Annotated in this window: 20 protein-coding genes and 1 pseudogene; 13 read left to right on the top strand and 8 right to left on the bottom strand. The window is 67.1% G+C overall.

Going from position 1 to position 21,386, the window contains the following annotated elements; all coding sequences use genetic code 11:
* Window positions 1-2,370 carry a DNA polymerase II gene (locus tag H537_RS0105190; RefSeq protein WP_028997049.1) on the bottom strand — a complete coding sequence of 790 codons (2,370 nt, stop codon included), beginning with the start codon at window positions 2,368-2,370 and terminating at the stop codon, window positions 1-3.
* A gap of 60 nt (window positions 2,371-2,430) precedes the next feature.
* On the bottom strand, window positions 2,431-2,946 hold the full coding sequence (locus H537_RS41295) for an ATP-binding cassette domain-containing protein (protein WP_084150449.1): 516 nt from the start codon (window positions 2,944-2,946) through the stop codon (window positions 2,431-2,433).
* Between the two features lie 341 nt (window positions 2,947-3,287).
* Here H537_RS41295 and H537_RS0105180 point away from each other — a divergent pair, with 341 nt between their 5' ends.
* The gene (locus H537_RS0105180) at window positions 3,288-4,325 is read left to right on the top strand and encodes an IS630 family transposase (RefSeq protein WP_028997048.1); all 1,038 of its coding nucleotides are present in this window, start codon (window positions 3,288-3,290) and stop codon (window positions 4,323-4,325) included.
* Window positions 4,326-4,536: 211 nt separating this feature from the next.
* Here H537_RS0105180 and H537_RS41290 read toward each other — a convergent pair whose 3' ends face one another.
* From H537_RS41290 to H537_RS52345, 4 genes and pseudogenes are all read right to left on the bottom strand, one after another.
* Entirely contained in the window at window positions 4,537-4,812 is a 276-nt protein-coding gene (locus H537_RS41290; protein ID WP_064735915.1) for a ferredoxin family protein, read from the bottom strand.
* Window positions 4,809-5,123, bottom strand: a complete 315-nt coding sequence (locus H537_RS52350; RefSeq protein ID WP_156901410.1) for a hypothetical protein — start codon at window positions 5,121-5,123, stop codon at window positions 4,809-4,811. Before H537_RS52350 ends, H537_RS41290 begins: the two co-directional genes overlap by 4 nt.
* Before the next feature lie 109 nt (window positions 5,124-5,232).
* The gene (locus H537_RS48875; protein ID WP_051241928.1) at window positions 5,233-5,631 is read right to left on the bottom strand and encodes a hypothetical protein; all 399 of its coding nucleotides are present in this window, start codon (window positions 5,629-5,631) and stop codon (window positions 5,233-5,235) included.
* A 475-nt stretch (window positions 5,632-6,106) separates the two neighbouring features.
* A pseudogene (locus H537_RS52345) lies at window positions 6,107-6,241 on the bottom strand (IS5/IS1182 family transposase); the annotation flags it as partial.
* Window positions 6,242-6,364: 123 nt separating this feature from the next.
* Between H537_RS52345 and H537_RS0105160 the strand changes: the two are divergent.
* Window positions 6,365-7,600: an ISL3 family transposase gene (locus tag H537_RS0105160; protein ID WP_028997046.1), complete on the top strand. Its 1,236-nt coding sequence runs from the start codon at window positions 6,365-6,367 to the stop codon at window positions 7,598-7,600.
* A gap of 498 nt (window positions 7,601-8,098) precedes the next feature.
* A complete protein-coding gene (locus H537_RS56695) occupies window positions 8,099-8,527 on the top strand; it encodes a recombinase family protein (protein WP_084150447.1) in 429 nt (142 codons plus the stop codon).
* On the opposite strand, the gene H537_RS0105155 is transcribed toward H537_RS56695, so the two are convergent.
* Complete coding sequence (locus H537_RS0105155; RefSeq protein ID WP_084150446.1) at window positions 8,422-9,762, bottom strand: MFS transporter; 1,341 nt, start codon at window positions 9,760-9,762, stop codon at window positions 8,422-8,424. The genes H537_RS56695 and H537_RS0105155 overlap by 106 nt on opposite strands.
* A 366-nt stretch (window positions 9,763-10,128) precedes the next feature.
* On the opposite strand from H537_RS0105155, the gene H537_RS0105150 reads away from it, so the two are divergent.
* The 10 genes from H537_RS0105150 to H537_RS0105105 all read left to right on the top strand — a co-directional run bounded on the left by H537_RS0105150 (window position 10,129) and on the right by H537_RS0105105 (window position 19,900).
* Window positions 10,129-10,842: an SDR family NAD(P)-dependent oxidoreductase gene (locus H537_RS0105150; RefSeq protein ID WP_051241926.1), complete on the top strand. Its 714-nt coding sequence runs from the start codon at window positions 10,129-10,131 to the stop codon at window positions 10,840-10,842.
* A 15-nt stretch (window positions 10,843-10,857) separates the two neighbouring features.
* Window positions 10,858-11,331, top strand: coding sequence for a bacteriohemerythrin (locus tag H537_RS0105145; protein ID WP_238446612.1), 474 nt, complete (start codon window positions 10,858-10,860; stop codon window positions 11,329-11,331).
* The gene (locus H537_RS0105140) at window positions 11,328-12,314 is read left to right on the top strand and encodes a fumarylacetoacetate hydrolase family protein (RefSeq protein ID WP_028997042.1); all 987 of its coding nucleotides are present in this window, start codon (window positions 11,328-11,330) and stop codon (window positions 12,312-12,314) included. Before H537_RS0105145 ends, H537_RS0105140 begins: the two co-directional genes overlap by 4 nt.
* Window positions 12,311-13,294: a Bug family tripartite tricarboxylate transporter substrate binding protein gene (locus H537_RS0105135; protein WP_028997041.1), complete on the top strand. Its 984-nt coding sequence runs from the start codon at window positions 12,311-12,313 to the stop codon at window positions 13,292-13,294. Before H537_RS0105140 ends, H537_RS0105135 begins: the two co-directional genes overlap by 4 nt.
* Window positions 13,291-15,576 carry a CoA transferase gene (locus H537_RS41280; protein ID WP_051241921.1) on the top strand — a complete coding sequence of 762 codons (2,286 nt, stop codon included), beginning with the start codon at window positions 13,291-13,293 and terminating at the stop codon, window positions 15,574-15,576. The genes H537_RS0105135 and H537_RS41280 overlap by 4 nt, the downstream gene beginning before the upstream one ends.
* On the top strand, window positions 15,573-16,310 hold the full coding sequence (locus tag H537_RS0105125) for an SDR family NAD(P)-dependent oxidoreductase (RefSeq protein WP_028997040.1): 738 nt from the start codon (window positions 15,573-15,575) through the stop codon (window positions 16,308-16,310). The genes H537_RS41280 and H537_RS0105125 overlap by 4 nt, the downstream gene beginning before the upstream one ends.
* A gap of 18 nt (window positions 16,311-16,328) precedes the next feature.
* The gene (locus H537_RS0105120) at window positions 16,329-17,612 is read left to right on the top strand and encodes an acyl-CoA dehydrogenase family protein (RefSeq protein WP_028997039.1); all 1,284 of its coding nucleotides are present in this window, start codon (window positions 16,329-16,331) and stop codon (window positions 17,610-17,612) included.
* Window positions 17,609-18,667 carry a phosphotransferase family protein gene (locus H537_RS0105115; protein WP_028997038.1) on the top strand — a complete coding sequence of 353 codons (1,059 nt, stop codon included), beginning with the start codon at window positions 17,609-17,611 and terminating at the stop codon, window positions 18,665-18,667. Before H537_RS0105120 ends, H537_RS0105115 begins: the two co-directional genes overlap by 4 nt.
* A gap of 23 nt (window positions 18,668-18,690) precedes the next feature.
* The gene (locus H537_RS0105110; protein WP_028997037.1) at window positions 18,691-19,461 is read left to right on the top strand and encodes an SDR family NAD(P)-dependent oxidoreductase; all 771 of its coding nucleotides are present in this window, start codon (window positions 18,691-18,693) and stop codon (window positions 19,459-19,461) included.
* Between the two features lie 247 nt (window positions 19,462-19,708).
* Window positions 19,709-19,900 (top strand): hypothetical protein, encoded by a 192-nt coding sequence (locus H537_RS0105105; protein WP_028997036.1) that lies wholly within the window; start codon window positions 19,709-19,711, stop codon window positions 19,898-19,900.
* A 312-nt stretch (window positions 19,901-20,212) separates the two neighbouring features.
* Here the strand turns inward: H537_RS0105105 and H537_RS0105100 are convergent, their stop codons facing one another.
* The gene (locus tag H537_RS0105100; RefSeq protein WP_043458233.1) at window positions 20,213-21,352 is read right to left on the bottom strand and encodes an aldo/keto reductase; all 1,140 of its coding nucleotides are present in this window, start codon (window positions 21,350-21,352) and stop codon (window positions 20,213-20,215) included.
* Window positions 21,353-21,386 lie beyond the last annotated feature (34 nt).

Here is a 21,386-nt window from a genome sequence, read left to right as displayed (position 1 = left end):
TCAGAACAAGCTGGGGTTCGGGTCGATCAGCTTCTTGAAGTCGTCGTGCACGAACGGCAGGATGGCGTCGGCCACGGGCTGCAGCTGGCGCTCGATGTAGTGGTGGTAGTCGATCGGCGCATGGCTCATCTCCAGCGGCTGCGGGCCTGAAGTTGTCATCACGTAGCTGATGCGGGTGCGGCTGCTGCCCTGGTACTGCAGCGCGCGCCCCAGCCGCTTGTCGTTCTCGTCGGCCATGCGCGCCGCGCGCACGTGCGGCGGCACGTTGCGCTGGTAGTCCTCAAGGTCCCGGCGAAGCCGCTTGCGGTAGACCAGCAGCTCGTCCATGTCGCCGGCCAAGGTGCGGCGCACGAAGTCGCGCACGTACTCCTGATACGGCTGCCGCTGGAACACCCGCAGGTAGAGCGCCTGCTGGAACTGCTGGGCCAGAGGTGTCCAGTCTGAGCGCACCGTTTCCAGCCCCTTGAAGACCAGGTGCTCGCTGCCGTCGTCGCGCCTCACCAGCCCGGCGTAGCGCTTCTTGCTGCCCTCCTGGGAACCGCGGATGGTGGGCATCAGGAAGCGCCGGTAGTGCGTCTCGAACTGCAGTTCCAGCGCGCTCTCCAGGCCGAACTCGCGCTGCAGGTGCTCGCGCCACCACTGGTTGACGTGCTGCACCAGGTGGCGGCCGATGCGTGCCGCGTCGGCTGGTGTGTGCTCGTGCCCCAGCCACACGAAGGTCGAGTCGGTGTCGCCGTAGATGACGCGCCAGCCCTCGGCCTCGATGAGCCCACGCGTCCTGCGCATGATCTCGTGGCCCCGTCGCGTGATGGAGGACGTCAGGCGCGGGTCGGAGAACCGGCAGCCCCGAGTCCCGAGCACGCCGTAGAACGAGTTCATGATGATCTTGAGCGCCTGGGCCAGCGGCTGGTTGCCCTCGCGCTTGGCCGCCTCGCGGCCTTGCCAGACCCGCTCCACCATGGCCGGCAGGCAGTGGCGCGTGCGCGAGAAGCGCGCGCCGTCGAAGCCCGACACCGATTCGGTTTCGTCTGCGCCGTGCAGGCCCTCGATCAGACCGACCGGGTCGATCAGGAAGGTGCGGATGATGGAGGGGTACAGCGACTTGTAGTCCAGCACCAGCACCGAGTCGTACAGCCCGGGCTGCGAGTCCATGACGAAGCCGCCGGGACTGCTGCCGGGCCGCTCCTCGCCCAGGCTGGGTGCGACGAAGCCCAGGCGGTGCATGCGCGGCAGGTACAGGTGCGTGAAGGCGGCGACCGAGCCGCCGTTGCGGTCGGCCGGCAGCCCCGTGACGGTGGCGCGCTCCAGCAGGAAGTCCAGCACCTGGGTCCTGGCGAAGATCCGGGTCACCAGCTCGCAGTCCTTGAGGTTGTAGCGCGCCAGCGCCACCTTGTCCTGGGCGAACATCCGGTCGATCTCGGCCAGGCGCTCGTGGGGCGTGTCGATGGCCTTGCCTTCGCCGAGCAGCTCGCGGGCGACGTTTTCCAGGGCAAACGAGGCAAAGCTCCAGGTGGCCGAGCGCAGCGCCTCGATGCCGTCGATGAGCAGCCGCCCGGCGGCGGCCGCGAAGAAGTGGCCGCTTTGGGTGCCGTGCGTGCGCCACTCCATCAAGGCGCCGCCGCGGCCCAGCCGCAGGGGCACCTGCAGGCGCTGCGAGTGCTCGTGCAGGATGCGCAGGTCGAACTGCACTAGGTTCCAGCCGATGATGGCGTCCGGGTCGTGCCGCTCGAGCCAGTCGCCCAGCGCCTGCAGCAGCTGCGCCCGGGATTCGACGACGTCGAGCCGGAAATCGACCGCTTCCTCGTTGCCGCTGAGCGGGCCCAGCACCCAGACCTGGCGCTGGCCGCAGCCCTCGATCGCGATGGAGTAGAGCTCGCCGTGCTGACTTGTCTCAACATCGAGGGATGCCAGTCGCAGGCGAGGGCGGTAGCCGGGCGCGGGCTTCATGCGCGCGTGGAGCACCACGCCGCGGTGGTCCGGTGTGCCAGAAAACCGGACGGGCGCCGTGATGAAGCGCTCCATCATGTACCGCTCCGGCGGGCGGATGTCAGCCTCGAAGACCGGAACGCCGGCGCGCTTGAGCAGCTTCTCGACGCGCAGCAGATGGCGGTGCTGCTGGCAGTACAGGCCCATCACGGAGCGGTGCTGGAAGTCCCGCAGATCGAGCGCGCGCAGATCCACGTCGCGCTCGCCGCACAAAAGCGCCGCGACTCGCTCGTGCTGATCGGCGGGAAAGAAGGCGACGGACGTCTGGTGAGGCAGCTGGACCAGGCGGGGGCCGTCATCGGTAGCCAGCCAGAACTCCACTTGCGTGCCTTCGGGCGTGTCGCGCCAGTGCCGGGTGAGCACGAATCCCTGCCGCTGATCCAACGCTTCAGCGCCGTGCAGCCCGCCACTTTGCGTATGCAAACTGTCTCCTGAAACGCAACCTTACCCCAGCCGAATGATGCGCCGCCACGGGAGATTCAGATCCGCCTCGTAGTCGGCAACGACCCAGGTGCGTGTCGGATGGTTGGCCATGGCGTGCAGGAACTCGCGGATCACACGGATCGAAGCCATGTCGAGCGCCGCGTAGGGCTGGTCCAGGCAAGTCACCGTGGCTTCAGTGGCGAGCAGCCCCGCGAGAGCGACCTTGCGGCGAGTCCCCGTGGAGAGCATCGACAAGGTCTTGCCCACGTGAGGCTGCAGCCCCAGTGCCAGCGCCAGCTCCTGCAGGAGTGCAGCGTTCCAGCGCGGGCAGCGCGTGCGCAAGGTATCCCACACGTCCTGAGGCGTGGAGTCATCGAGTTTCGGCAGACTGAGATCCAGCCAGATGGCGTCATGGTCCAGCCCGGGTGACGGAGTTTCGTGCAGCTGGCCAGTCAGTTCGCGCAGAAGGCGGGTCTTTCCAGTGCCCTCGTCGCCCACCACGGCGACAAGGCCCGCAGGCAATGAAGGATCGATCATGGTCCGTATTCTGCGGCGTGCTGGCGCCGGCAGCCTGCGGCGGCGACCTGAGCGCCGGCCGACTGCCGGGACGAACTGGCCTCGTCATTGCCCAGGAGCCAGAGCTACGATCCTTGCACTGGCACGCCATGCGAGGAACAGGCCAAGGGCTGACGTCTTGAAGGGCAGTGCCCGGAAAATCTGTTCCCCGTAGGGCAGCGACGTTGAGAAAAACGCCATTCAGTAATTTGCGGCTGCTGAAGTCGCAATTGCCTTTGCGCGACATTGGATGCGTCAGCACCAATCTGAGGTCGGTACTTACTAAGGCCTGAGGAAGTATTGCCTCATTGATAGAATGAGGTATGCGTTGCAAGAAGACGATTGATGCGCGCAGCTACCCGCACGACATGCTGGAGCGGCTGCGCCGGGATGCCGTCAAGCGAGTAGAGGACGGCGAGAGCCCGGAGGCGGTAGCTGCTGGGCTGGGGATCAACCGCCGCACGATCTACCGCTGGCTGAAGGCGTACCAAAGCGGCGGCAGCGATGCGCTGGCTGCCAAGCCGATACCCGGAGCACCGACTAAGCTCAGCGCTCAGGAGATGCAGGAGCTGGCACAGCTGCTGCGCGAGCACACGCCGCTGGACTTCGGCTTCGAAGTGGCGCTGTGGACGCTGGCGATCATCGGCGAGCTGATCCAGTGCCGCTTTGGCGTGAGCCTGAGCGAGAGCGCGCTGGGGCGGATGATGAAGCAGCGCCTGGGTTTTTCACCGCAGCGGCCGCTGTACCGGGCGTGGCAGCAGGATGCCGAGCTGGTGGCGCATTGGCGCGAGCACGAATATCCCAAGATCGCGGCACGGGCCAAGCGCGAGGGGGCGCTGGTGATGTTTGCCGACGAGTCGGGGATTCGGGCAGACCACCATGCGGGCACGACCTGGGCGCCCAAGGGCCAGACACCGGTGGTCGAGGCCACGGGTGCGCGATACGGCTTCAACATGCTCTCAGCCATCTCTGCCAAGGGGCACCTGCGTTTCATGACGATCGAGGGCCGGCTCAATGGCGACGTCTTCTGCGAGTTCCTGCGTCGCCTGATCACGGGCATGGACCGCAAGATCTTCCTGGTGGTGGACGGACACCCCGCGCACACTTCCAAGCTGACCAAACAATTCGTCGAGGACAACGCCGAGCGGCTGGAGTTGTTCTTCCTACCTGGGTACGCGCCGCAGCTCAATCCCGACGAGCTTGTCTGGGGCCACGTGAAGGCCCGCGTGGCCAAAGCGACAGCGCGCACCAAGCATGAACTCAAGCGCACGGTCTACCGTGTCTTGCATCGACTGCAGAAGTTGCCCCGGGTGGTCGCGAGCTTCTTCCACGCACCGACTTGCCGCTACGCCTCAGCGTGAGGCTTTACTTACGCTGGTTTTAGTAAGGCATACGTGATTGCCGTGATCAAAGCCTACTTGCCGCGCAACTGCAGTTGGTGAAGTGGCTGCGCGGCCATCGCGGGCGTGGCTGCTTCCGCCAAGGCGGGTGCGTCCTGCACCCCGTGGAGCGTGTTCGAGCGCTACGGCGCGCAGCAATGGCTGACCATGCGTCAGGTCCCTTGTAACCGCATCACGTCCTGGCCAGCGGCCGCGTGATCCGGTGCCAGCCGGCCTTGTGCGCTCGCCGCAGGGTTTGCGCAACGAAGTCCTGCTCCGACGGGGCAAGCTCGACGTCAGCGCGGATGGCGTCCACTGGACACTCCGGCACGCACATGGCGCAGTCGATGCACTCGCTGGGTTCGATCGCCAGCACGTCGGGCCCTTCCAGGAAGCAGCCCATCGGGCATGGCACCACGCAGCCCGTGTCCTTGCAGCCCACACAGGCCGCGGTGACAGCAAAGGTCATGGCAGCCAGTGGGAGAGCAGTGCCAGCAGCACCAGCACCGGTGCCATACCCAACACGAAAACGAGCAGGAAGCGCTCGGCCAGGCTGTAGGCGAGCCCTGCTGCGATGACAGCCATCCCGAGGGTGCGCAGGTCTGCGAGCGTGTCGTCGAAGCCTCCCATCCACAGCCAGGACGACGCCCCCACGAGTGCCGCCGTGGCCAGTGCCAGGGCCAGGCGGAACCCGGGGGAACATGAGGTTTCAGAATGCGGTTGGTCTCGCACGGCAGAGGCTTGCGGCAAGCTTGGGAAGCCCGAATTCTTCCAGAACAAGCTGCAGCGTGCCGGTGCTGCGCATGCTTGCCGAGTTGCCGGCTGCGACTGCGGTATGGCCCTGGCCGCGCATATCAACGTGCGCGTATCGCTGGCGATCCACGTACGGTCAGCGCCGACCCCAAGGTGAACGGTCGTACCAGTTCGGCACGCCATCGCCATCATGATCCTGGCGCAGGTTGTCACGGCGGTCATGCCGGTTGGCGATGCCGTCGCCGTCGCGGTCCCAGACCGGATTGAAGACGTGATCGCGGCCATTGGGAATGCCGTCGCCATCACGATCCCAGCGGGTGGGCTGTTGATAGCCCTGCGGCATGCGCACAGGTACAGGACGCGTTGCCGGCATCGGTGAGCCATGGACCGGCGCGCCTTGGTTGTAGACCGGCACACCGACGGGCGCGCCGATCGTCACCGACCACTGGACGTCGGCACCTTGCGCCTGCGCCAAGCCAGCTCCCAGGCTGCCGAAGAGGGCCATTGCCACGAGAGCGATCCGCTTGCTGAACATGAATGCGACTCCTTGATTACGGGCGCAGCTTGCGCGCCACAAATCGACAACGCATCGCGGCCGCGGGCGGTTCACCACGGTTTGTGAAGCGCAGGTAAAGAAGTCTGAAGCGCCGGCGGCCGGCGGTACCACGGTTGGTGCAGCGCCATGCGCAACTCCTCAAGTCCAGCCACGGGCGCCACGGGCGCCATGGGCTGCCAGCACGCCAGTGGCGTTTCCGGTGTGCATCATCCGCGTCATGCCGTTTGATTAATCGGCGATCATGCCTATGTAAATCAAGGTGCATACTCAACGGAGAAGGCTGCTTGGTGAAGCGCCGCTGCTGGTACTCAGGGTGGACCGTTTGTCCATCCGCCAGTTTCATCCTTCGACGCAACTATCGTGATAGGAAGACCTATCTCAATAGCAGCATGCTTTTGCATGATGGAGTGGGCGTCAATCAACGTTCACACAACTAGAAGCTTAACTTTTTGCTCTACGAAGGCAGCAAATGGTTCCAGCAGATGAGCGCGCAGCCCAGGGTCAGAAAGGCCTGGTGGATGTGAGCACGCCTCTCAAAGCGCGTGCGCAGCCGACGCATCTGGTGCAGCCAGGAGATCGTGCGCTCAATGGCCTTATCACAAGTGAGCCTCTCTTGAATTTCGAGTGGGTAGACTGGCTGGGATTGAGGATGAAGGCGATGGTCGATGAAGCGTGCTGACGCACCGGCCATCGCGATACGGGTACGTTTGGAATGCACGACAAGTTGTTCGAAGCCGCGCTGGGAATCACTGCACCGTGGTCTGTGAAGGGTGTGCAGTTCGATGAGGCGGCCAAGGTGCTGACGGTGGCTATCGACTTTGCTGTCGGCTCTCGCTTTGCTGTGGAGGGTGTGCCTGGTGAGCACCCGATCCACGACACCGTCACCAAGACGTACCGGCACCTGAACTTCTTCCAGCACGAGTGCCTGCTGCAAGTGCGCACGCCCCGGGTGAAGCTGCCCGGCGGCTCGGTGCAGTTGGTCAAGCCGCCGTTTGCCGGACGCCTGTCGGGCTTCACGCTGCTGTTCGAGGCCTTGGTGCTGATGCTCGCACCTGAGATGCCGTTTGCGGCGGTGGCGCGCATCGTGGGCATCTCGCCGCACCGGGTGATGGCGATCTGCCAGCGATACGTCGCGCTGGCGCTGCAAGAGGCTGACTTCAGCGACGTCACCGCGCTGGCCATCGACGAGACCTCGCGTGCCCGCGGCCACGACTACATCACGCTGGCGGCTGATGCCGTCAAGCGCCGCGTGCTCAGCGTGACCACCGGGCGTAATGCCAAGGCTATTGCCGCGATCGCTGCCGAGCTTGCTGAGCACGGCTGCCCGTCTGAGCAGATCAAGTCGGTAAGCATCGACATGTCGCCCGCGTTCATCAAGGGCGTGGGCGAGCAGCTGCCCAACGCGCGCATCACGTTCGACAAATTCCACGTTGTCTGGCATGCCAATGCCGCGGTGGACAAGATGCGGCGCATCGAGCAGCGCAGCGACAAGTCCCTTAAGGGCATGCGCTGGACGCTGCTCAAGGACCGCGACCGTCTCAAGCCCGAGGCCGCCGTGGAGCTCGACGGCCTGATCGCCCGGATGGCGAGCGTGCGCACGGCACGCGCCTGGCTCTACAAGGAGCAGTTGCGCGAGATCCTGGAGCGCAAACAGATCAACGTCGTGCGCGCCATGCTGCTGCATTGGTGCCGCTGCGTGATGCGCTCCAAGGTCGAACCGATGAAGGTCGTGGCCGCAATGGTGCGCCGTCATCTTGAGGGCATCGTGGCCTGGGCTCAGACCCGCCAGACCAACGGCTTCATCGAAGCCCTCAATGGCCTGTTCCAGGCCGCCAAGCGCCGCGCCCGAGGCTTCACCCGCATGTCAACCATCAAGACCGTGATCTTCTTGATCGCCGGCAAGTTGGACTTCACCGCGGTCAACCCTCATGCCCGGCAACCCACTTGAAATTTAGAAGAGCCACAAGTGACAAGTTTTGCCTGATCCGCTGCGAGCGGCTACAGCTCAGCTGGCCGCGTCCCCAGCGGCCACGAGTCGAGTTTTCCGCGCCGTACTCTGCCCCGCTCGATGTCGTGCACAGCGGAGGACGCGATGAACGGCAACCAGCGGCCGCGACGAGCGGACTGGAGCGTGCGGCGCAGCGGGGTGGCAATTCCCGTCGGCCAACAACGCTGGGATCGAACGTACCAACTCTTTCTGCAGTGGGCGACTGTCAAGCCGAGCGTACCGGTGGAGCCGGTCGCCGGCGCCCCGGTGGAGGTAAGTCAGGATCGCCCGCATTCGGATCGCCCTGTACGTGCGCGTATCGACCAGCCATCAGGTCGATCGACAGACCATCGAGCAGCAGCTCGAACTTCTAAACGACCACGTCCGAGCACATGCCGCCGACGGCTGGGAACTTGAGCCACCGCATGTGTTTCGCGATGAGAGCTGCGTGGTGCGACCTTGGCACGGCCCGGGCTGGATCGGTTGCGCGATGCTGCCAAGGCGCGCGAGATCAACTGCTTGCTGGTCACCGAGCCGGACCGTCTGGTGCGCAATTACGTGCATTGGATGGTGCTGATCGAGGAACTGAGCCGGGTGGGCTGCGCGGTGGAGTTTCTTGATCGCCCGATGAGCAGCGACCCGCATAGTTGCCGAAGGCCAGCTGTTTGCCGGCCGCAGCCTGACCGGCTTCCCAGAGGAACTGCGCTCCGCATGGGTTACGACTTTCCTTGTGTGAACGCTGTTGCAACAGAGCCGCCTCGCGGCTTGCCGCCGCTGTGGCTTCAGGAGGGCCTGGCCGCCTCGAAACGCGGATACCGTCCCAGCGGCAGCAGCATCAGCGAACCGACGACAAACAAGCCGGTGCAGATGGTCAGCATCGAGTCGTAGTCGCCCGTGCTCTTGTAGAGCTGCCCAAAAAGTAACGGAGCAACGGTAGAGGCCAACGTGATCATCCCGAGGTGGATGCCAAACAGCGGCCCGTAGTCGCGCATGCCGAAGTAGCGTGCCATCAGGAACGCCGCAATGTCGAACTCCGCGCCGGCGCCGATACCGATCAGCATCACGGCCAGTGCCAGCATCATGGTGTCGTGGGGGGCGGTGTGGCCCAGCAGCCAGCATCCCAGCGCCGGCAACGCCATCGCCACGGCAGCCACACCTGGGGCCCAGACTCGGTCGACGAGGTAGCCGACGACCACGCGTCCGAGGATCAGCGACAGCCCGAAGCTGCCGAAGACCTGTCCGGCGGTTGAGGCATCGAGCCCTTTGTCGCGCAGCAACGGCACGGTGCTCGTCACCATGGCAACGACGGCGGCCACCACCATGGACAAAGCGATGTTCAGTGCCCAGTAGCGCGGGCTGCGAAGCGCAGCCTTGAAGGGCACGCCTCCCGGCGCCGGGCGGGAAACCTGGGTGCTGCGTGCCGAGGCCGTTGCTGCAACCTCACCCGGCTCGACCATCCATAGCCGTACCAGGGGCAGCACGATGCCGGCCGGCAGCACTGCCAGCACCAGCAATCCGGCCTGCCAGCCCCACTTCGCCGTGGCAGCGCTCACGGCGGCCGGGATGATGATGGCGGCCAGGCCCGTGCCCGAAAGCACCAGCGCCAGGGCCAGCCCGCGGTTGTGTTCGTACCAGAGGTTGACGATGTGCGTCCAGGTGACCTGCATGGTACCCATGCTGCACAACGACAGCACCACCAGCATCACGTACAGGCTGCTGATGGATGGCCCCATCTGTGTCATCGCCACGTAGGCCAGCGACAGCGCCAGCAGCGACACGGTCGTCACGCGTTTCATGCCGTAGCGCCGGTTCAGCCAGCCCACCACCTGCGCGCTCACGATGGCGCCCAGGAAGAGGAAACCCACCGCCGACTGGATCGCACTGCGCTCCCATCCGAAAGCCTGCTGCCAGGGCAGAGTGAGCGAGCCGAAGGCATACAGCATCGACGCCGCAGCATTGGCCGCAATGCCCAGCGTGGCAATGATCACGATGCGCCAGGCCACGCGGAACTCGCTGAGGTCCAGGCGCAGGCCGTTGCTGCCCGAGTGCGTTTCGTGGCCAGCAGCGCTCGCGCCGCCATCGACCGGAATGGATCGGTCTGCGACCGGTCGTGTGTTGCTCATGGGGTGATTCCAGGCAGGTGGGCCATGTCGTTCCCGCGCGGGGCGACGGCCCTGTGGCTGAAGCGGGCCCCGTACGGGCGGCCCTCCAGGGGTTGAGGGAAATGCCGGCAGCTCGCAGCGGGCTCGGAACGGCCCGCGTCCTTTCGCGCGCGAGATGCCGGCGCCGTCGTGCCTGCGGAACTGGCACGCCCCGGGGCAGGCACACCGGCAAGGCAGCTTTTATCGCTGCACCCGAAGGGTCCTTGATGGGGTTGCCTGGCGGCTCGCGGAAGACGGGGTGGGGTGACAGGCATTGACGGCGCGTTGGAGGAAAAGTCTAATAGCTGAACAGATTCAATCAATCTGTGCAAATCTACGGAGTTACCCTTGGATTCCACACCTGCGGCGGCTGCCGCTTCACTTTCTTCCCGCCGGGTGCTGGTGACCGGCGGCCTGGGTGCGCTCGGACGTGCGGTGGGCGACCTGCTTGCCGAGCGCGGCGCCCGCGTGGTGCTGCTCGATCGCGCGCCGGCGCACTCGCTGCCCGGCATGGCTGGCGTGCTGGGCGACGTCGACCTGGGCGACCAGGCGGCCGCGGCTGCAGCGCTGGAGCAGGCTTGCAGCCTGTTGGGCGGCCTGGACTCGCTCGTCAACGTCGCTGGCGGGTTCCGCTGGGAGACGCTGGAGGGCGGCAGTGTCGAATCCTGGGATGCGCTGTACGGGATGAACCTGCGCAGCGCCGTCGTGGCCAGCCGCGCAGCCCTGCCGTACCTGCTGGCCGCGGCACCTGCGGCGATCGTCAACGTCGGCGCATTGGCGGCCAACAAGGCTGCCCTGGGCATGGGCGCGTATGCGGCGTCCAAGGCCGGCGTGGCCCGGCTCACCGAGGCCCTGGCCGAGGAGCTCAAGGACCGTGGCGTGCGTGTCAACGCGGTGCTCCCGAGCATCCTGGACACGCCGGCCAACCGTGCGGACATGCCTGATGCGGATTTCGCGCGCTGGGTGCATCCACAGGCGCTGGCCACCGTGATCGCGTTCCTGCTGTCCGACGATGCGCAGGCGGTTACCGGCGCCTGCATTCCCGTGGCAGGGCGGGTCTGAAGCATGGGTGCACCAATGCAGTGGACCGAGGCCTACCTGTTGGGCTACCCGGCCATGGATGCGACGCACCGCGACTTCGTCGACTGCGTTGCCGCATTGCAGGCCGCCGGCAACGCCGATGTGCTCGCACGGCTGGATGCAGTGGCCACGCACCTGATCGAGCATTTCCATCAGGAAGAGGCGTGGATGGCCGACAGCGGTTTTCCCGCCGCGCAGTGCCACGCCGACGAACATGCAGCGGTGCTGAAGTCCGTGCGTGAAGTCAGGGCGATGCTGGACGACGGTGCGCAGGACCCGGCCCGGGTGCAGGTCGCACGTGACCTGGCGGCAGCGCTTGAGAACTGGTTTCCCGGCCATGCCGATTACATGGATGCCGCGTTGTCTCACTGGATGAGCAAGCGCGCGCATGGGGGCGCGCCGGTGGTGCTGCGACGTGGGGTGGCCAGGACACCGGAAGATTCCAATGTCCAGGAGGACTGTTTGAAATGAGACTTGTGACCTATGAACGCGCCCAGGGCGTGCAGCGCTGCGGTGCGTTGATCGAGGCCGGCCAGGCCGTGCTCGATCTGGGACACGCGGCGCAGATCGCGCTTGGGGGCGATACGGCGGCCTTCGGCAGCGTGCAGGCCCTCATCGAGGCCGGTCCGGCGGTGTGGGAGGCGGCTCGCAATCTGATTGCGCGCGCACCGGCTGAAGCGGTGCTGGCGCGCCAAGACGTACGCCTGCGCGCGCCCATCCAGCCACCGATCCAGATGCGCGACTGCTCCTGCTTCGAACTGCACCTGCGACAGAGCTTTGCCGCCGCAAGACGGCTGCGTGCGATGCGCACGCAGGACCCCGAGGCCACGCTCAAGGCCATGAGCACGCGCGCCGACGATCGAGTGATCGACACCTTCAACCGCCAGCCGATCTACTACAAGTGCAACCGCTTCGCCACCATCGGCGCCGATGACGATGTGGTGTGGCCTGCCTACAGCCAGGCGTTGGACTTCGAGCTCGAGTTCGGCTGCTACATCGGCAAGCGTGCCAAGGACGTGCCCAAGGAAAAGGCGCGCGAGCACATCTTCGGCTACACCATCTTCAACGACATCAGCGCGCGCGATGCGCAGGCGGTCGAGATGGGCGGCATGCTGGGTCCGGCCAAGGGCAAGGACTTCGACACCGCCAACGTGATGGGACCCTGCCTGGTCACGGTGGACGAGTTGCCCGATCCCTACCAATTGACGATGGTGGCGCGCGTCAACGGCCAGGAGTGGGGCCGTGGCAACACCAGCACGATGCGCTGGACCTTCGAGGACGTGATCGCCCATGTCTCTCGATCCGAGACGCTGTACCCGGGCGAGTTCCTGGGCTCCGGCACGGTGGGCAACGGTTGCGGACTGGAGCAGCTGCGCACGCTCAAGCCAGGCGATGTGGTCGAGCTGGAGGTCGAGGGCATTGGTGTCCTGCGCACGCGCATCACCAAGCCGTGAGACGTCGCACCGCATCGAAGGCGCTGTGCGCGGCCTTGCTGCCCGGTGCGGGACTCGTGCCCGGCGCCGTGCGCGCGGCAGTTGACACGACAGCGAGGCGGCCGATCACGTTCATCGTGCCGTTCACCGCAGGAGCCGCGCCCGACGGGCTGGTGCGCGCGTTGGCCCGTGAGGTCGGCCAGCAGGCGGGTGTGCCGGTGGTCGTCGACAACAGACCCGGGGCCGGCTCGGCGCTCGCCGCCACGGCGGTGTCCCGGGCCACGCCCGATGGCCACACCGTGCTGGTCACGGGCAACGTCACGATGACGGGGAATCCGCATGTCATGCGACGGCTGCCCTATGACCCCGCCAGGGATTTCACGCCCGTGACGCCGCTGTCGCGCGGACCGATGGTCCTGTACGTCAATCCGGCCAGGGTCGTGTCGGCCTCGGTGCAGGATCTGGTACAGCGGCTGCGCAGGCAGCCGCGGCGATACTCGTTCGCGTACACCAGCATCACCAGCCGGCTGCCGGCCGAGGTGCTGCAGCATGGGGCCGGCAACCGGCTCACGGGCATTCCCTACCTCAGCGGTGCAGCAGCCCTGTCCGACCTCCTGAACGGGCGCGTCGATCTGCTGTTCACCGATTTCTCGCCCTGGCCCCATGTCGCGTCGGGACGCCTTCGCGCCCTGGCCGTCACCGGCCCCTTGCGCAGTCCCAGCGCACCGGAGTTGCCGACCTTTGCCGAGGCCGGTATCAAGGACATGGACATCGGCTTCTGGATCGGGGCTTACCTGCCGGCACAGGCTGACGAAGCGCTCGTGATGCGGCTGCAAGGCTGGCTTCGGCATGCCGGTGCTTCGGCGGCGGTGCAAGAGGCCCACAAGCGGCTGGGAACCGTGGAATTCACGCTTGCGCCCGCGCAATTCGCGCGTTTTCAAGCCTGGGAGATGCAAACATGGGGACACCTCATTCGTCAGGCGGGGATCGAGGCGCAATGAGTCAGGAGCCGGGCATCCTCGATGGTTTGCGGGTGGTGGATCTGGCCCAGGGCCTCGCGGGCCGTGCGGCAACACGCTACCTGGCCGAAGCCGGAGCCGACGTGGTGCGGATATCGCGCCCCGGCGCATGCGAGCTAGGCACCGGGACGCTGTTTCGCGTGCTCGACCGCGGCAAGCACCCGATGGCGCTCGATCCAGCCGATGCGCCTGGCCTGAAGCGGCTGCATGCTCTCCTGGCCGCGGCCGATGTGCTGGTACATGACCTCACGCCCTCGCAAGCTCGCGCGCTGGGGCTCGACGATGCCGCGCTGGCAGCGCTGAACCCGCGCCTGGTGTTCTGTGCCATCGGCGGCTGGCCGCAGCGCCACGCGCGGGCCGACGATCCCGTGGCAGAGACGCTGGTGCTGGCACGGCTGGGCCTGCTGGACGAGCAGCCCGGGCATCGCGACGGCCCTGTATTCATCCGCATGCCGTTTGCCGGCTGGATCGCGAGCTGGCTGGGTGCCGTGGGCGTGATGGCTCGGCTCATCGCTCGCGACCGCAGCGGCACGGGTGGTGCGGCGCACACGAGCCTGGCGCAGGCGGCCCTGGTGCCGATGACGATGCACTGGTCCCGCGCGCAACGGCCCAGTTCCGTCTTTGCCCAAGGCCTGCCCAAGTCGACACCCATCCCCCTGCACCAGGCCAGCGACGGCCAATGGATCCACGTTCACTACTCTCCCGATGCCGCGCCGTGGATGGCGCAGGCGCTCGCTGCCATGGGCCCCGAAGCCGTGGCCGCGGAAAACGCCAAGTACCCGCCCAGCCATGTTGCGCCCAACTTCGGGGCCAACAAGGCCATCATCGCCACCCGGCCTGCGCAGGAATGGGTGCGCCATTTTTGGGAACACGATGTGGCGGCCCAGATCGCCGCCCCCTTCGGCGCCATCTATGCAGACGAACAGGCGCGTGCCAATGGCTACGTCGCCGAGGTGGAAGACCCGGTCCTGGGCCCCACGCTGCAGCCCGGTCCTGCCGTGCACGTGCTGCCGCCTTGCCGGGTGCAGGTGTGCGCCACGGCGTTCGACCTGGATGTCCCGTGGCCGTCCCCATCTGCCTTGCCGACATCGGCTCCTGAGGCAGGGCGGGCCTGCCACGCACAGCCGCCGCTGCACGGCCTGAAGGTGCTGGACCTGGGTGCGTACCTGGCCGGTCCGTTCGCCTGCATGTTGCTGGCCGACCTGGGCGCCGAAGTGGTCAAGGTGGAGCCGCCCTCGGGCGACGCGATGCGGCGCCTGGAGCGCATCTTTGCCGGTACCCAGCGGGGCAAGCGCGCACTTGCACTCAGACTGGGGACGCCGCAGGCGCAGCCGGTGTTGCAGGCGCTGGTGCGCCAAGCCGATGTGGTGCACCACAACATCCGGATGCCGGCCGCGCGCAAGCTCGGGATCGCGCCGCAGCAGTTGCGTGCGCTCAAGCCCGAACTCGTCTGTGCTCACGTCAGCTCTTACGGTCCGCACGGCCCCCGTGCCGACTGGCCCGGCTTCGACCAACTCATGCAGGCCGCCTGCGGCTGGGAGCTCGAGGGCGGTGGCAAGGGCAACCCGCCGATGTGGCTGCGCTTCGGCGTGGGCGATCACCTTGCCGCGGCGGCCTCGGTATTTGCAGTGCTGCTGGGCCTGTATCGCAAGACGCGTACTGGCCAGGGACAGGCTGTGGCTGCCTCGCTGCTTGGCGCGATGCTGACCACCGTGGCCGAGGCCGTGGCGCTGAGCGACGGCAGCATCACGCCCATTGCCCACCTCGACCAGGACCAGGCCGGCATTGCGCCAACGCACCGCCTGTACCGCTGCGCCGACGCCTGGGTGGCCGTGGCAGCCTTCTCGCCGCAGGCGGTGGCCGCGTTCGAGTGCCTCACAGCCAGCGATCCACAGGCTCATTTCAGCCGGCTGACGCAGGCCCAGGCCCTGGCCAGCCTCGATGCGGCCCGCGTGCCGGCCGCGCCGGTCCTGCAGGCCCAGGGCGAACCCTTCCTGGACGATCCCGCGCACGCGGCCGCGGGCCTGCATGCCAGCTACATCCACGCCGAATACGGCCAGATGCGGCAGATCGGCGCGCTGTGGGACTTCGGCGATATGCCGCTGTCCCTGCACATCGCACCACCAGCCCTGGGCGAGCACAGCGAAGCGGTACTGCGCGAGCTGGGACTGGACCAGGCCGCCATTGACGCCCTGGTGGAAGCCGGCATCACGCTGTGCCGACCCGCCACGGCGATGGCTCCTACTGCGAAAGCGACGACATGAACCTTCTGGACTTCAGCGGCCAAACCGTGCTCGTGATTGGCGGATCCAGCGGCATAGGCAACGGTATCGCCCAGGCCTTCCGCCAGTACGGCGCCACCGTGCACGCATGGGGTACGCGTGCGAACGCGGCCGACTACGCCGACGAGCCGGGTTGCGACTTGACGGGGCTGCACTACACGCAGGTGGACGTGTCCGATTGGCGCCGTGTGGAAGCTGTCCCGCTGCCTTTTGATCGGCTCGACGTGCTCGTCCAGGTCCAGGGCACCGTGCGCTACCAGCAGCAGGAATTCAAGGCCGAGGTGTTCAGCAAGGTGGTGGACGTCAACCTGATCAGCCTCATGGCCTGCGCCGACCGCTGCCATGGCGCGCTCAAGGTTGCAGGCGGACGCATGATCATCGTCAGCTCCGCCGCGGCCTTCCATTCCACGCGCGGTACACCCGCCTACAACGCATCCAAGACGGGTGCCTTCGGCCTGACACGCACGCTGGCTGAGGCTTGGGCGCGCGACGGCATTCGCGTCAACGGCATCGCGCCGGGGCTGGTAGAGAGCAAGCTCACGCGCGTGACCACGCAGAACCCCCAGCGCCTGGAGTCCGCGCTCAAACGCATCCCGCTCGGCCGCCTGGGCCAGCCTCGCGACATGGCCCACGTGGCGCTCTTCCTGGCATCGCCGATGTCGGACTACATGCTGGGGCAGACGCTGCTGGTGGACGGCGGCATGTTGCTCGCCTGATACGAAGGAGACCATGATATGGCCTGGGATTTCGAGACCGATCCCGAGTTCCAGCGCGAGTTGGACTGGATCGCGCAGTTCGTGCGCGAGCGCGTGGAGCCACTGGATGCCGTGCTGGGCAGCCCTTGGAACATCCACGATCCGCGCTTCGAGCAGCACGTGCGGCCGCTGCAGGCGCAAGTCAAGGCGCGCGGCCTGTGGGCCTGCCATCTGGGGCCCGAGCTCGGCGGCGCCGGCTACGGTCAGGTCAAGCTGGCGCTGATGAACGAGATCCTGGGGCGCTCGTCCTTCGGACCCATCGTTTTCGGATGCCAGGCCCCGGACTCGGGCAACAGCGAGATCCTGGCGCACTATGGCACGCCGCAGCAGAAGCGCCGCTGGCTGCAGCCGCTGCTGGACAACCGGATCGTGTCCTGCTTTGCCATGACGGAGCCCCAGGGCGGAGCCGACCCCGCGGTGTTCACCACTTGTGCCGTGCGCGAAGGCGACGAATGGGTCATCACCGGGCGCAAGTGGTTCGCGTCCAACGCGCGCTTCGCAGCCTTCTTCCTGGTCGTGGCCGTGACGGATGCCCAGGCCCCCGTCACCGCGGGCCAGTCGATGTTCATCGTGCCGGCCGGCACGCCCGGGCTCTCGATCGTGCGCGACGTGGGCATCGGCGACGAGCCCGAGGCCACGCACGGCTACCTTGACTTCGACCACGTGCGCGTGCCGGTTGACCACATCCTGGGCCAGCCGGGCAAGGCGTTCGAGGTCGCACAGGTTCGCCTGGGCGGTGGCCGCGTGCACCATGCGATGCGCACGATCGGCCTGGCGCAGAAAGCGCTGGACGCGATGTGCGAACGTGCGCTGTCACGCCGTACTCAGGGATCCCTGCTGGCCGACAAGCAGATGGTGCAGGAGCGGATTGCCGACTCCTGGATCGAGCTGGAGCAGTTCCGACTGCTGGTGTTGCGCACCGCCTGGCGCATCGACCACTACAAGGATTACCGGCGCGTGCGCCAGGACATCGCCGCCGTGAAGGCAGCCATGCCGCGCGTGCTGCACGACATCGCCGCGCGCGCGCTGCACCTGCATGGCTCGATCGGCGTCTCGACCGAGATGCCCTTTGCCGGCATGGTGCTGCGTGCCTTCCAGATGGGCCTGGCCGACGGGCCAACGGAGGTGCACAAGATCACGGTGGCACGCCAGGAGCTGCGCCGCCACCAGGCCAGCGCTGCGCTTTTCCCGGCCTATCACAAGCCCACGGCAGCGGCACAGGCCCGGGCCGTGCTCGGCATGGATGGGGACGTGCCGGCATGAGTGCACTGGCTGGCGTCTCCCCCGAGGCCGTGGATGTGCTGCGGCTGCAAGGCTGGATGCAGGCCCGGGGGCTGGACCACGGCCCCATCGAGCAGGCCCGCATACTGTCCGGTGGCACGCAGAACCTGCTGGTGCACCTGCGGCATGAGGACGGTTTTTGCTGTGTGCTGCGCCGTCCACAGCTGCCAGCGCGCGCCGAGGTAGGTGCAGCGCTGCTGCGCGAGGCACGGGTGCTGGGGGCGCTGGCAGCCACGGCAGTGCCGCATGCGCGGTTGCTGGCCGCTTGCAGCGATGACGGTGTGCTGGGCGCGCCGTTCTACCTCATGCAGGCCATAGACGGCTTCAACCCGTCCGGCACACCTTTGCCTGGTAGGCATGCCAAGGATCCTGCGTGGCGCCGCCGCATGGGGTTGGCCCTGGTCGATGCGCTGTTGGCGCTGGGCGAAGTGGACCCTGCGGCCGTGGGCCTGGGGGACCTGGGCCGCCCGCAGGGATTCCTGCAGCGGCAGGTCGGCCGCTGGCAGCGTCAGCTCGATGGCTGCCGCGGCCTTGACGGCTGGGAAGGCCCCGAGGGCCTCACCGGCGTGGCGGAGGTCGGCCGCTGGTTGCAGCAGCATTGCCCCGCGGCTGGTGCGACCGGGCTGATGCACGGCGACTTCCACCTCTCCAACGTGATGTTCCGTCGCGACAGCCCCGAGCTTGCCGCCGTCGTGGACTGGGAACTGACCACCATCGGTGATCCGCTGCTGGACCTGGGCTGGCTGCTGGCCACCTGGCCCGACGCCGCGGGCCAAGGCGCGGGCACGATCCATGTGCAGCCATGGAGCGGTTTCCCGACGCCGGCCGAGCTGGTGGAGCACTACGGCAGGCACAGCCCCCGCCCACTCGATCACCTGGACTGGTACGTCGTCCTGGCGCGCTACAAGCTGGGCATCCTGCTGGAGTGCAGTCACGCGCGCAGCTGCGCGGGCCTGGGCGACCCGTGCGTCGGCAAGCGCCACCATGCCTCTGCGCAACGCCTGCTGCGCCAGGCGCTGGACCTGGTCGAATCTTGAACCCCATGGACGGAGACCCTGCGATGAGCCTCGAAGGAAAGCGTTTCATCGTCACCGGCAGCGCACGTGGCATCGGCGCCAGCACGCTGCGGGCGCTGGTGGCGGCCGGCGCCTCGGTGGCGGCGTTGGACGTGAGCGACGCTGACGGCGAACGCCTCGCGCGCGAAGCCCACGCTGCCGGACCTGGCCGATCGCGCTACTTCCACTGCGACGTGCGTGAGCGCGCGCTCGTGCATGCGGCGGTGGACGAGGCCGTGGCCTGGCTTGGCGGCCTGGACGGCCTGGTCAACATCGCCGGTGTGGAGCGGCAGGCTCCGGCCGAGGACCTGTCCGAGGAGGAGTGGGACCTGATGTTCGACGTCAATGCCCGGGGCACGTTGCACACCAACCAGGCGGTGTTCCGGCATCTGAAGGCCCGCGGCGGACGGATTCTCAACTTCGCATCCGCGGCCGGCGTGATGGGGCTGCCAGGCTGCGCACATTACTCTGCGGCCAAGGCGGCGGTCCTGGGCTGGACCCGCACCGTGGCCAAGGAATGGGGCATGTACGCGATCACCGTCAACGCGATCGCGCCCGGCATGTGGACGCCCATGTACGACGCTCACCGCGCCCGGATGGACCAAGCGCAATTGCAGGCGCACGACGCCATGATGGCGCGGATGATCCCCTTGGGAGGCCGCCTGGGCGACCCGGACCGCGACCTCGCTCCGGTGCTGGTGTTCCTGCTGGGCGAGGGGGCGCGTTTCATCACGGGCCAGACACTGGCCGTCGATGGCGGGTTGATGATTCCATGAGGAAGCAGCCCGGTGCGTGAGCGCCGGTACGGGGACAGCGCCCAGGCACATCCGCCCGTGCCCCTGCCGGCAGGCAGGCAGGCAGGCAGGCAGGGAAATGTAAAGTTGAACACTGCTGGCCATATGTGCTCAGTAATTAGCGTAAACCAGCATCGCTGCACGAGGGCAGGGTGCCTAAAGTCGGGATGTGGAAGGTGCCCTGCAGCGGGCGGGACACCGTCCACGGCATCACCCGAGAGGCTTCACCATGCGTCTTCGCAGTATCCTGACGACCAAAGTCTCCATCGTTGCCCTGCTGTTGGGCTTCGAAGCCTTGTCATTGCTCGTCCTGGGGCCGGCGCCGCTCCACGCGTCCGTCGACCCGATGATGCGGCAGTCAGCGCAGCACATGCCCGTCGTGCCAACGATTGAACACGGTTGGTCGTTACTGTTCCACTGAAGCCTTTGCCAGCGCGCCGCGGTTGCAAGGCGTGTGCTTGGGGGACGGTAACCGCGGCGCGGTGATCCAAAGAGGCGCCCGAGCCTCGGCCGTACTGCCGGCCGATGCGAAGCACCGGCTTTCGCGCGAGGTCTTCCTGCCCTTTGGCGTGGCCGCCTTCGGCATTCATGGAGGCAGCCAGGCGGCATGGCTCAACCCTCTCGACCAGGCGCGGCCCGAAGCCGGGCGCCCGGCTCGCAACCGCAGGTGTGCCTCGGCCACCGAGGCGCTGCAGCCACCGGCAAGCCGCTGACGCAGATCGGGTGGCGGGTCTCAGCGCCAGGAGCCACCGCGCTGCTGCAGCGGCTGGGCAAAGCGCGGCGGCGTGGCCAGCACCTGCGCGCCGCCGTACAGGCGCGGCACCATCGTGTCGATGAAAGCGTACGGGAAGATCGCTGGCAGCTTGCCCACCGCATCTAGCCGCTGCTCCAGTTCGGGCGGCAGCGTGAAGTCCAGTGCGGGCAGGGTCTGCGCCAGTTGCTGCGGTTTCGTGGCGCCCAGGATCACCGAGCTCACGCTTGGCCGCTGCACCACCCAGTGCACGGCCACCTGGGCCATGGGCCGGCCGATCTCGCGGGCGACCGCCTCGAGCTCGGCCACGATGTCCCAGTTGCGCGGGGTGAGCTTGTTCAGCGACGGGGTGGCCACCTGGGCCGTGTTGCGGATGCGGCCTTCATCCTGGTCAGCCGCTCCCACGTGGGGGCGGTACTTGCCCGACAGGAGGCCGCCACCCAGCGGACTCCAGGGAACGAGGCCGATGCCGAGTTCCTGGCACATCGAGGTGAATTCGTACTCGATGCCGCGCGACACGAGCGAGTACTCCATCTGCAACGCGCAGGGCTGCTCCAGGCCATGCGCCTGCGCCAGCGTGATGGCCCGTGCGGCATACCAGGCCGGCACGTCGGACAGCGCCCAGTGACGGATCTTGCCCGCGCGCACCAGGTCGTCCATCGAGCGCAGCACTTCCTCCACCGGCGTGACGGTGTCCCACATGTGCAGGTAGTACAGGTCGATGCAATCGGTGCCCAGGCGCGACAGCGAGGCTTCTAGCGCGCGCTGCAGCGCCTTGCGCCCGTTGCCCGCGGCATTGGGGTCGCGCGCGGTGTTGGAGAAGTTGTTGGTGTACTTGGTGGCCAGCACGACCCGGTCGCGCACGCCGGCCTCCCGCATGAACTCGCCCAGCCAGCGCTCGGACGTGCCCTGCGTATAGACGTCAGCGGTGTCGATGAAGTTGCCACCCCAGTCCAGGTAGCTGTCGAACAGCGCGCGCGCCGTGGCACGGTCGCAGCCGAATCCATGCTCGGTGCCGAAGGTCATGGTGCCCAGCGCCAGGCGCGAGACGCGCAGCCCGGTGCGGCCAAGCAGGGTGTAAGCGGGCGGAAGCGCCGTGGCGGGTGCAGCGTCGAAGGTCATGGGCGGCTCGTCCTCTGAGAAAAAGAGTGGTATT

This window comes from Azohydromonas australica DSM 1124, from assembly GCF_000430725.1.
Classification (GTDB): Bacteria; Pseudomonadota; Gammaproteobacteria; order Burkholderiales; family Burkholderiaceae_C; genus Azohydromonas; species Azohydromonas australica.
Note: the sequence above shows the minus strand (reverse complement) of the source record. Positions and strands in the feature narration are given on the sequence as shown.

What these genes read in the sequence shown, in the direction of transcription:
- H537_RS41295 (WP_084150449.1), bottom strand. Translation starts at nt 2,946, where the DNA reads ATGATCGATCCTTCATTGCCTGCGGGCCTTGTCGCCGTGGTGGGCGAC.
- H537_RS0105180 (WP_028997048.1), top strand. Translation starts at nt 3,288, where the DNA reads ATGCGTTGCAAGAAGACGATTGATGCGCGCAGCTACCCGCACGACATG.
- H537_RS41290 (WP_064735915.1), bottom strand. Translation starts at nt 4,812, where the DNA reads ATGACCTTTGCTGTCACCGCGGCCTGTGTGGGCTGCAAGGACACGGGC.
- H537_RS48875 (WP_051241928.1), bottom strand. Translation starts at nt 5,631, where the DNA reads ATGTTCAGCAAGCGGATCGCTCTCGTGGCAATGGCCCTCTTCGGCAGC.
- H537_RS0105160 (WP_028997046.1), top strand. Translation starts at nt 6,365, where the DNA reads ATGCACGACAAGTTGTTCGAAGCCGCGCTGGGAATCACTGCACCGTGG.
- H537_RS0105155 (WP_084150446.1), bottom strand. Translation starts at nt 9,762, where the DNA reads ATGAGCAACACACGACCGGTCGCAGACCGATCCATTCCGGTCGATGGC.
- H537_RS0105145 (WP_238446612.1), top strand. Translation starts at nt 10,858, where the DNA reads ATGCAGTGGACCGAGGCCTACCTGTTGGGCTACCCGGCCATGGATGCG.
- H537_RS0105140 (WP_028997042.1), top strand. Translation starts at nt 11,328, where the DNA reads ATGAGACTTGTGACCTATGAACGCGCCCAGGGCGTGCAGCGCTGCGGT.
- H537_RS41280 (WP_051241921.1), top strand. Translation starts at nt 13,291, where the DNA reads ATGAGTCAGGAGCCGGGCATCCTCGATGGTTTGCGGGTGGTGGATCTG.
- H537_RS0105125 (WP_028997040.1), top strand. Translation starts at nt 15,573, where the DNA reads ATGAACCTTCTGGACTTCAGCGGCCAAACCGTGCTCGTGATTGGCGGA.
- H537_RS0105120 (WP_028997039.1), top strand. Translation starts at nt 16,329, where the DNA reads ATGGCCTGGGATTTCGAGACCGATCCCGAGTTCCAGCGCGAGTTGGAC.
- H537_RS0105115 (WP_028997038.1), top strand. Translation starts at nt 17,609, where the DNA reads ATGAGTGCACTGGCTGGCGTCTCCCCCGAGGCCGTGGATGTGCTGCGG.
- H537_RS0105110 (WP_028997037.1), top strand. Translation starts at nt 18,691, where the DNA reads ATGAGCCTCGAAGGAAAGCGTTTCATCGTCACCGGCAGCGCACGTGGC.
- H537_RS0105105 (WP_028997036.1), top strand. Translation starts at nt 19,709, where the DNA reads ATGCGTCTTCGCAGTATCCTGACGACCAAAGTCTCCATCGTTGCCCTG.
- H537_RS0105100 (WP_043458233.1), bottom strand. Translation starts at nt 21,352, where the DNA reads ATGACCTTCGACGCTGCACCCGCCACGGCGCTTCCGCCCGCTTACACC.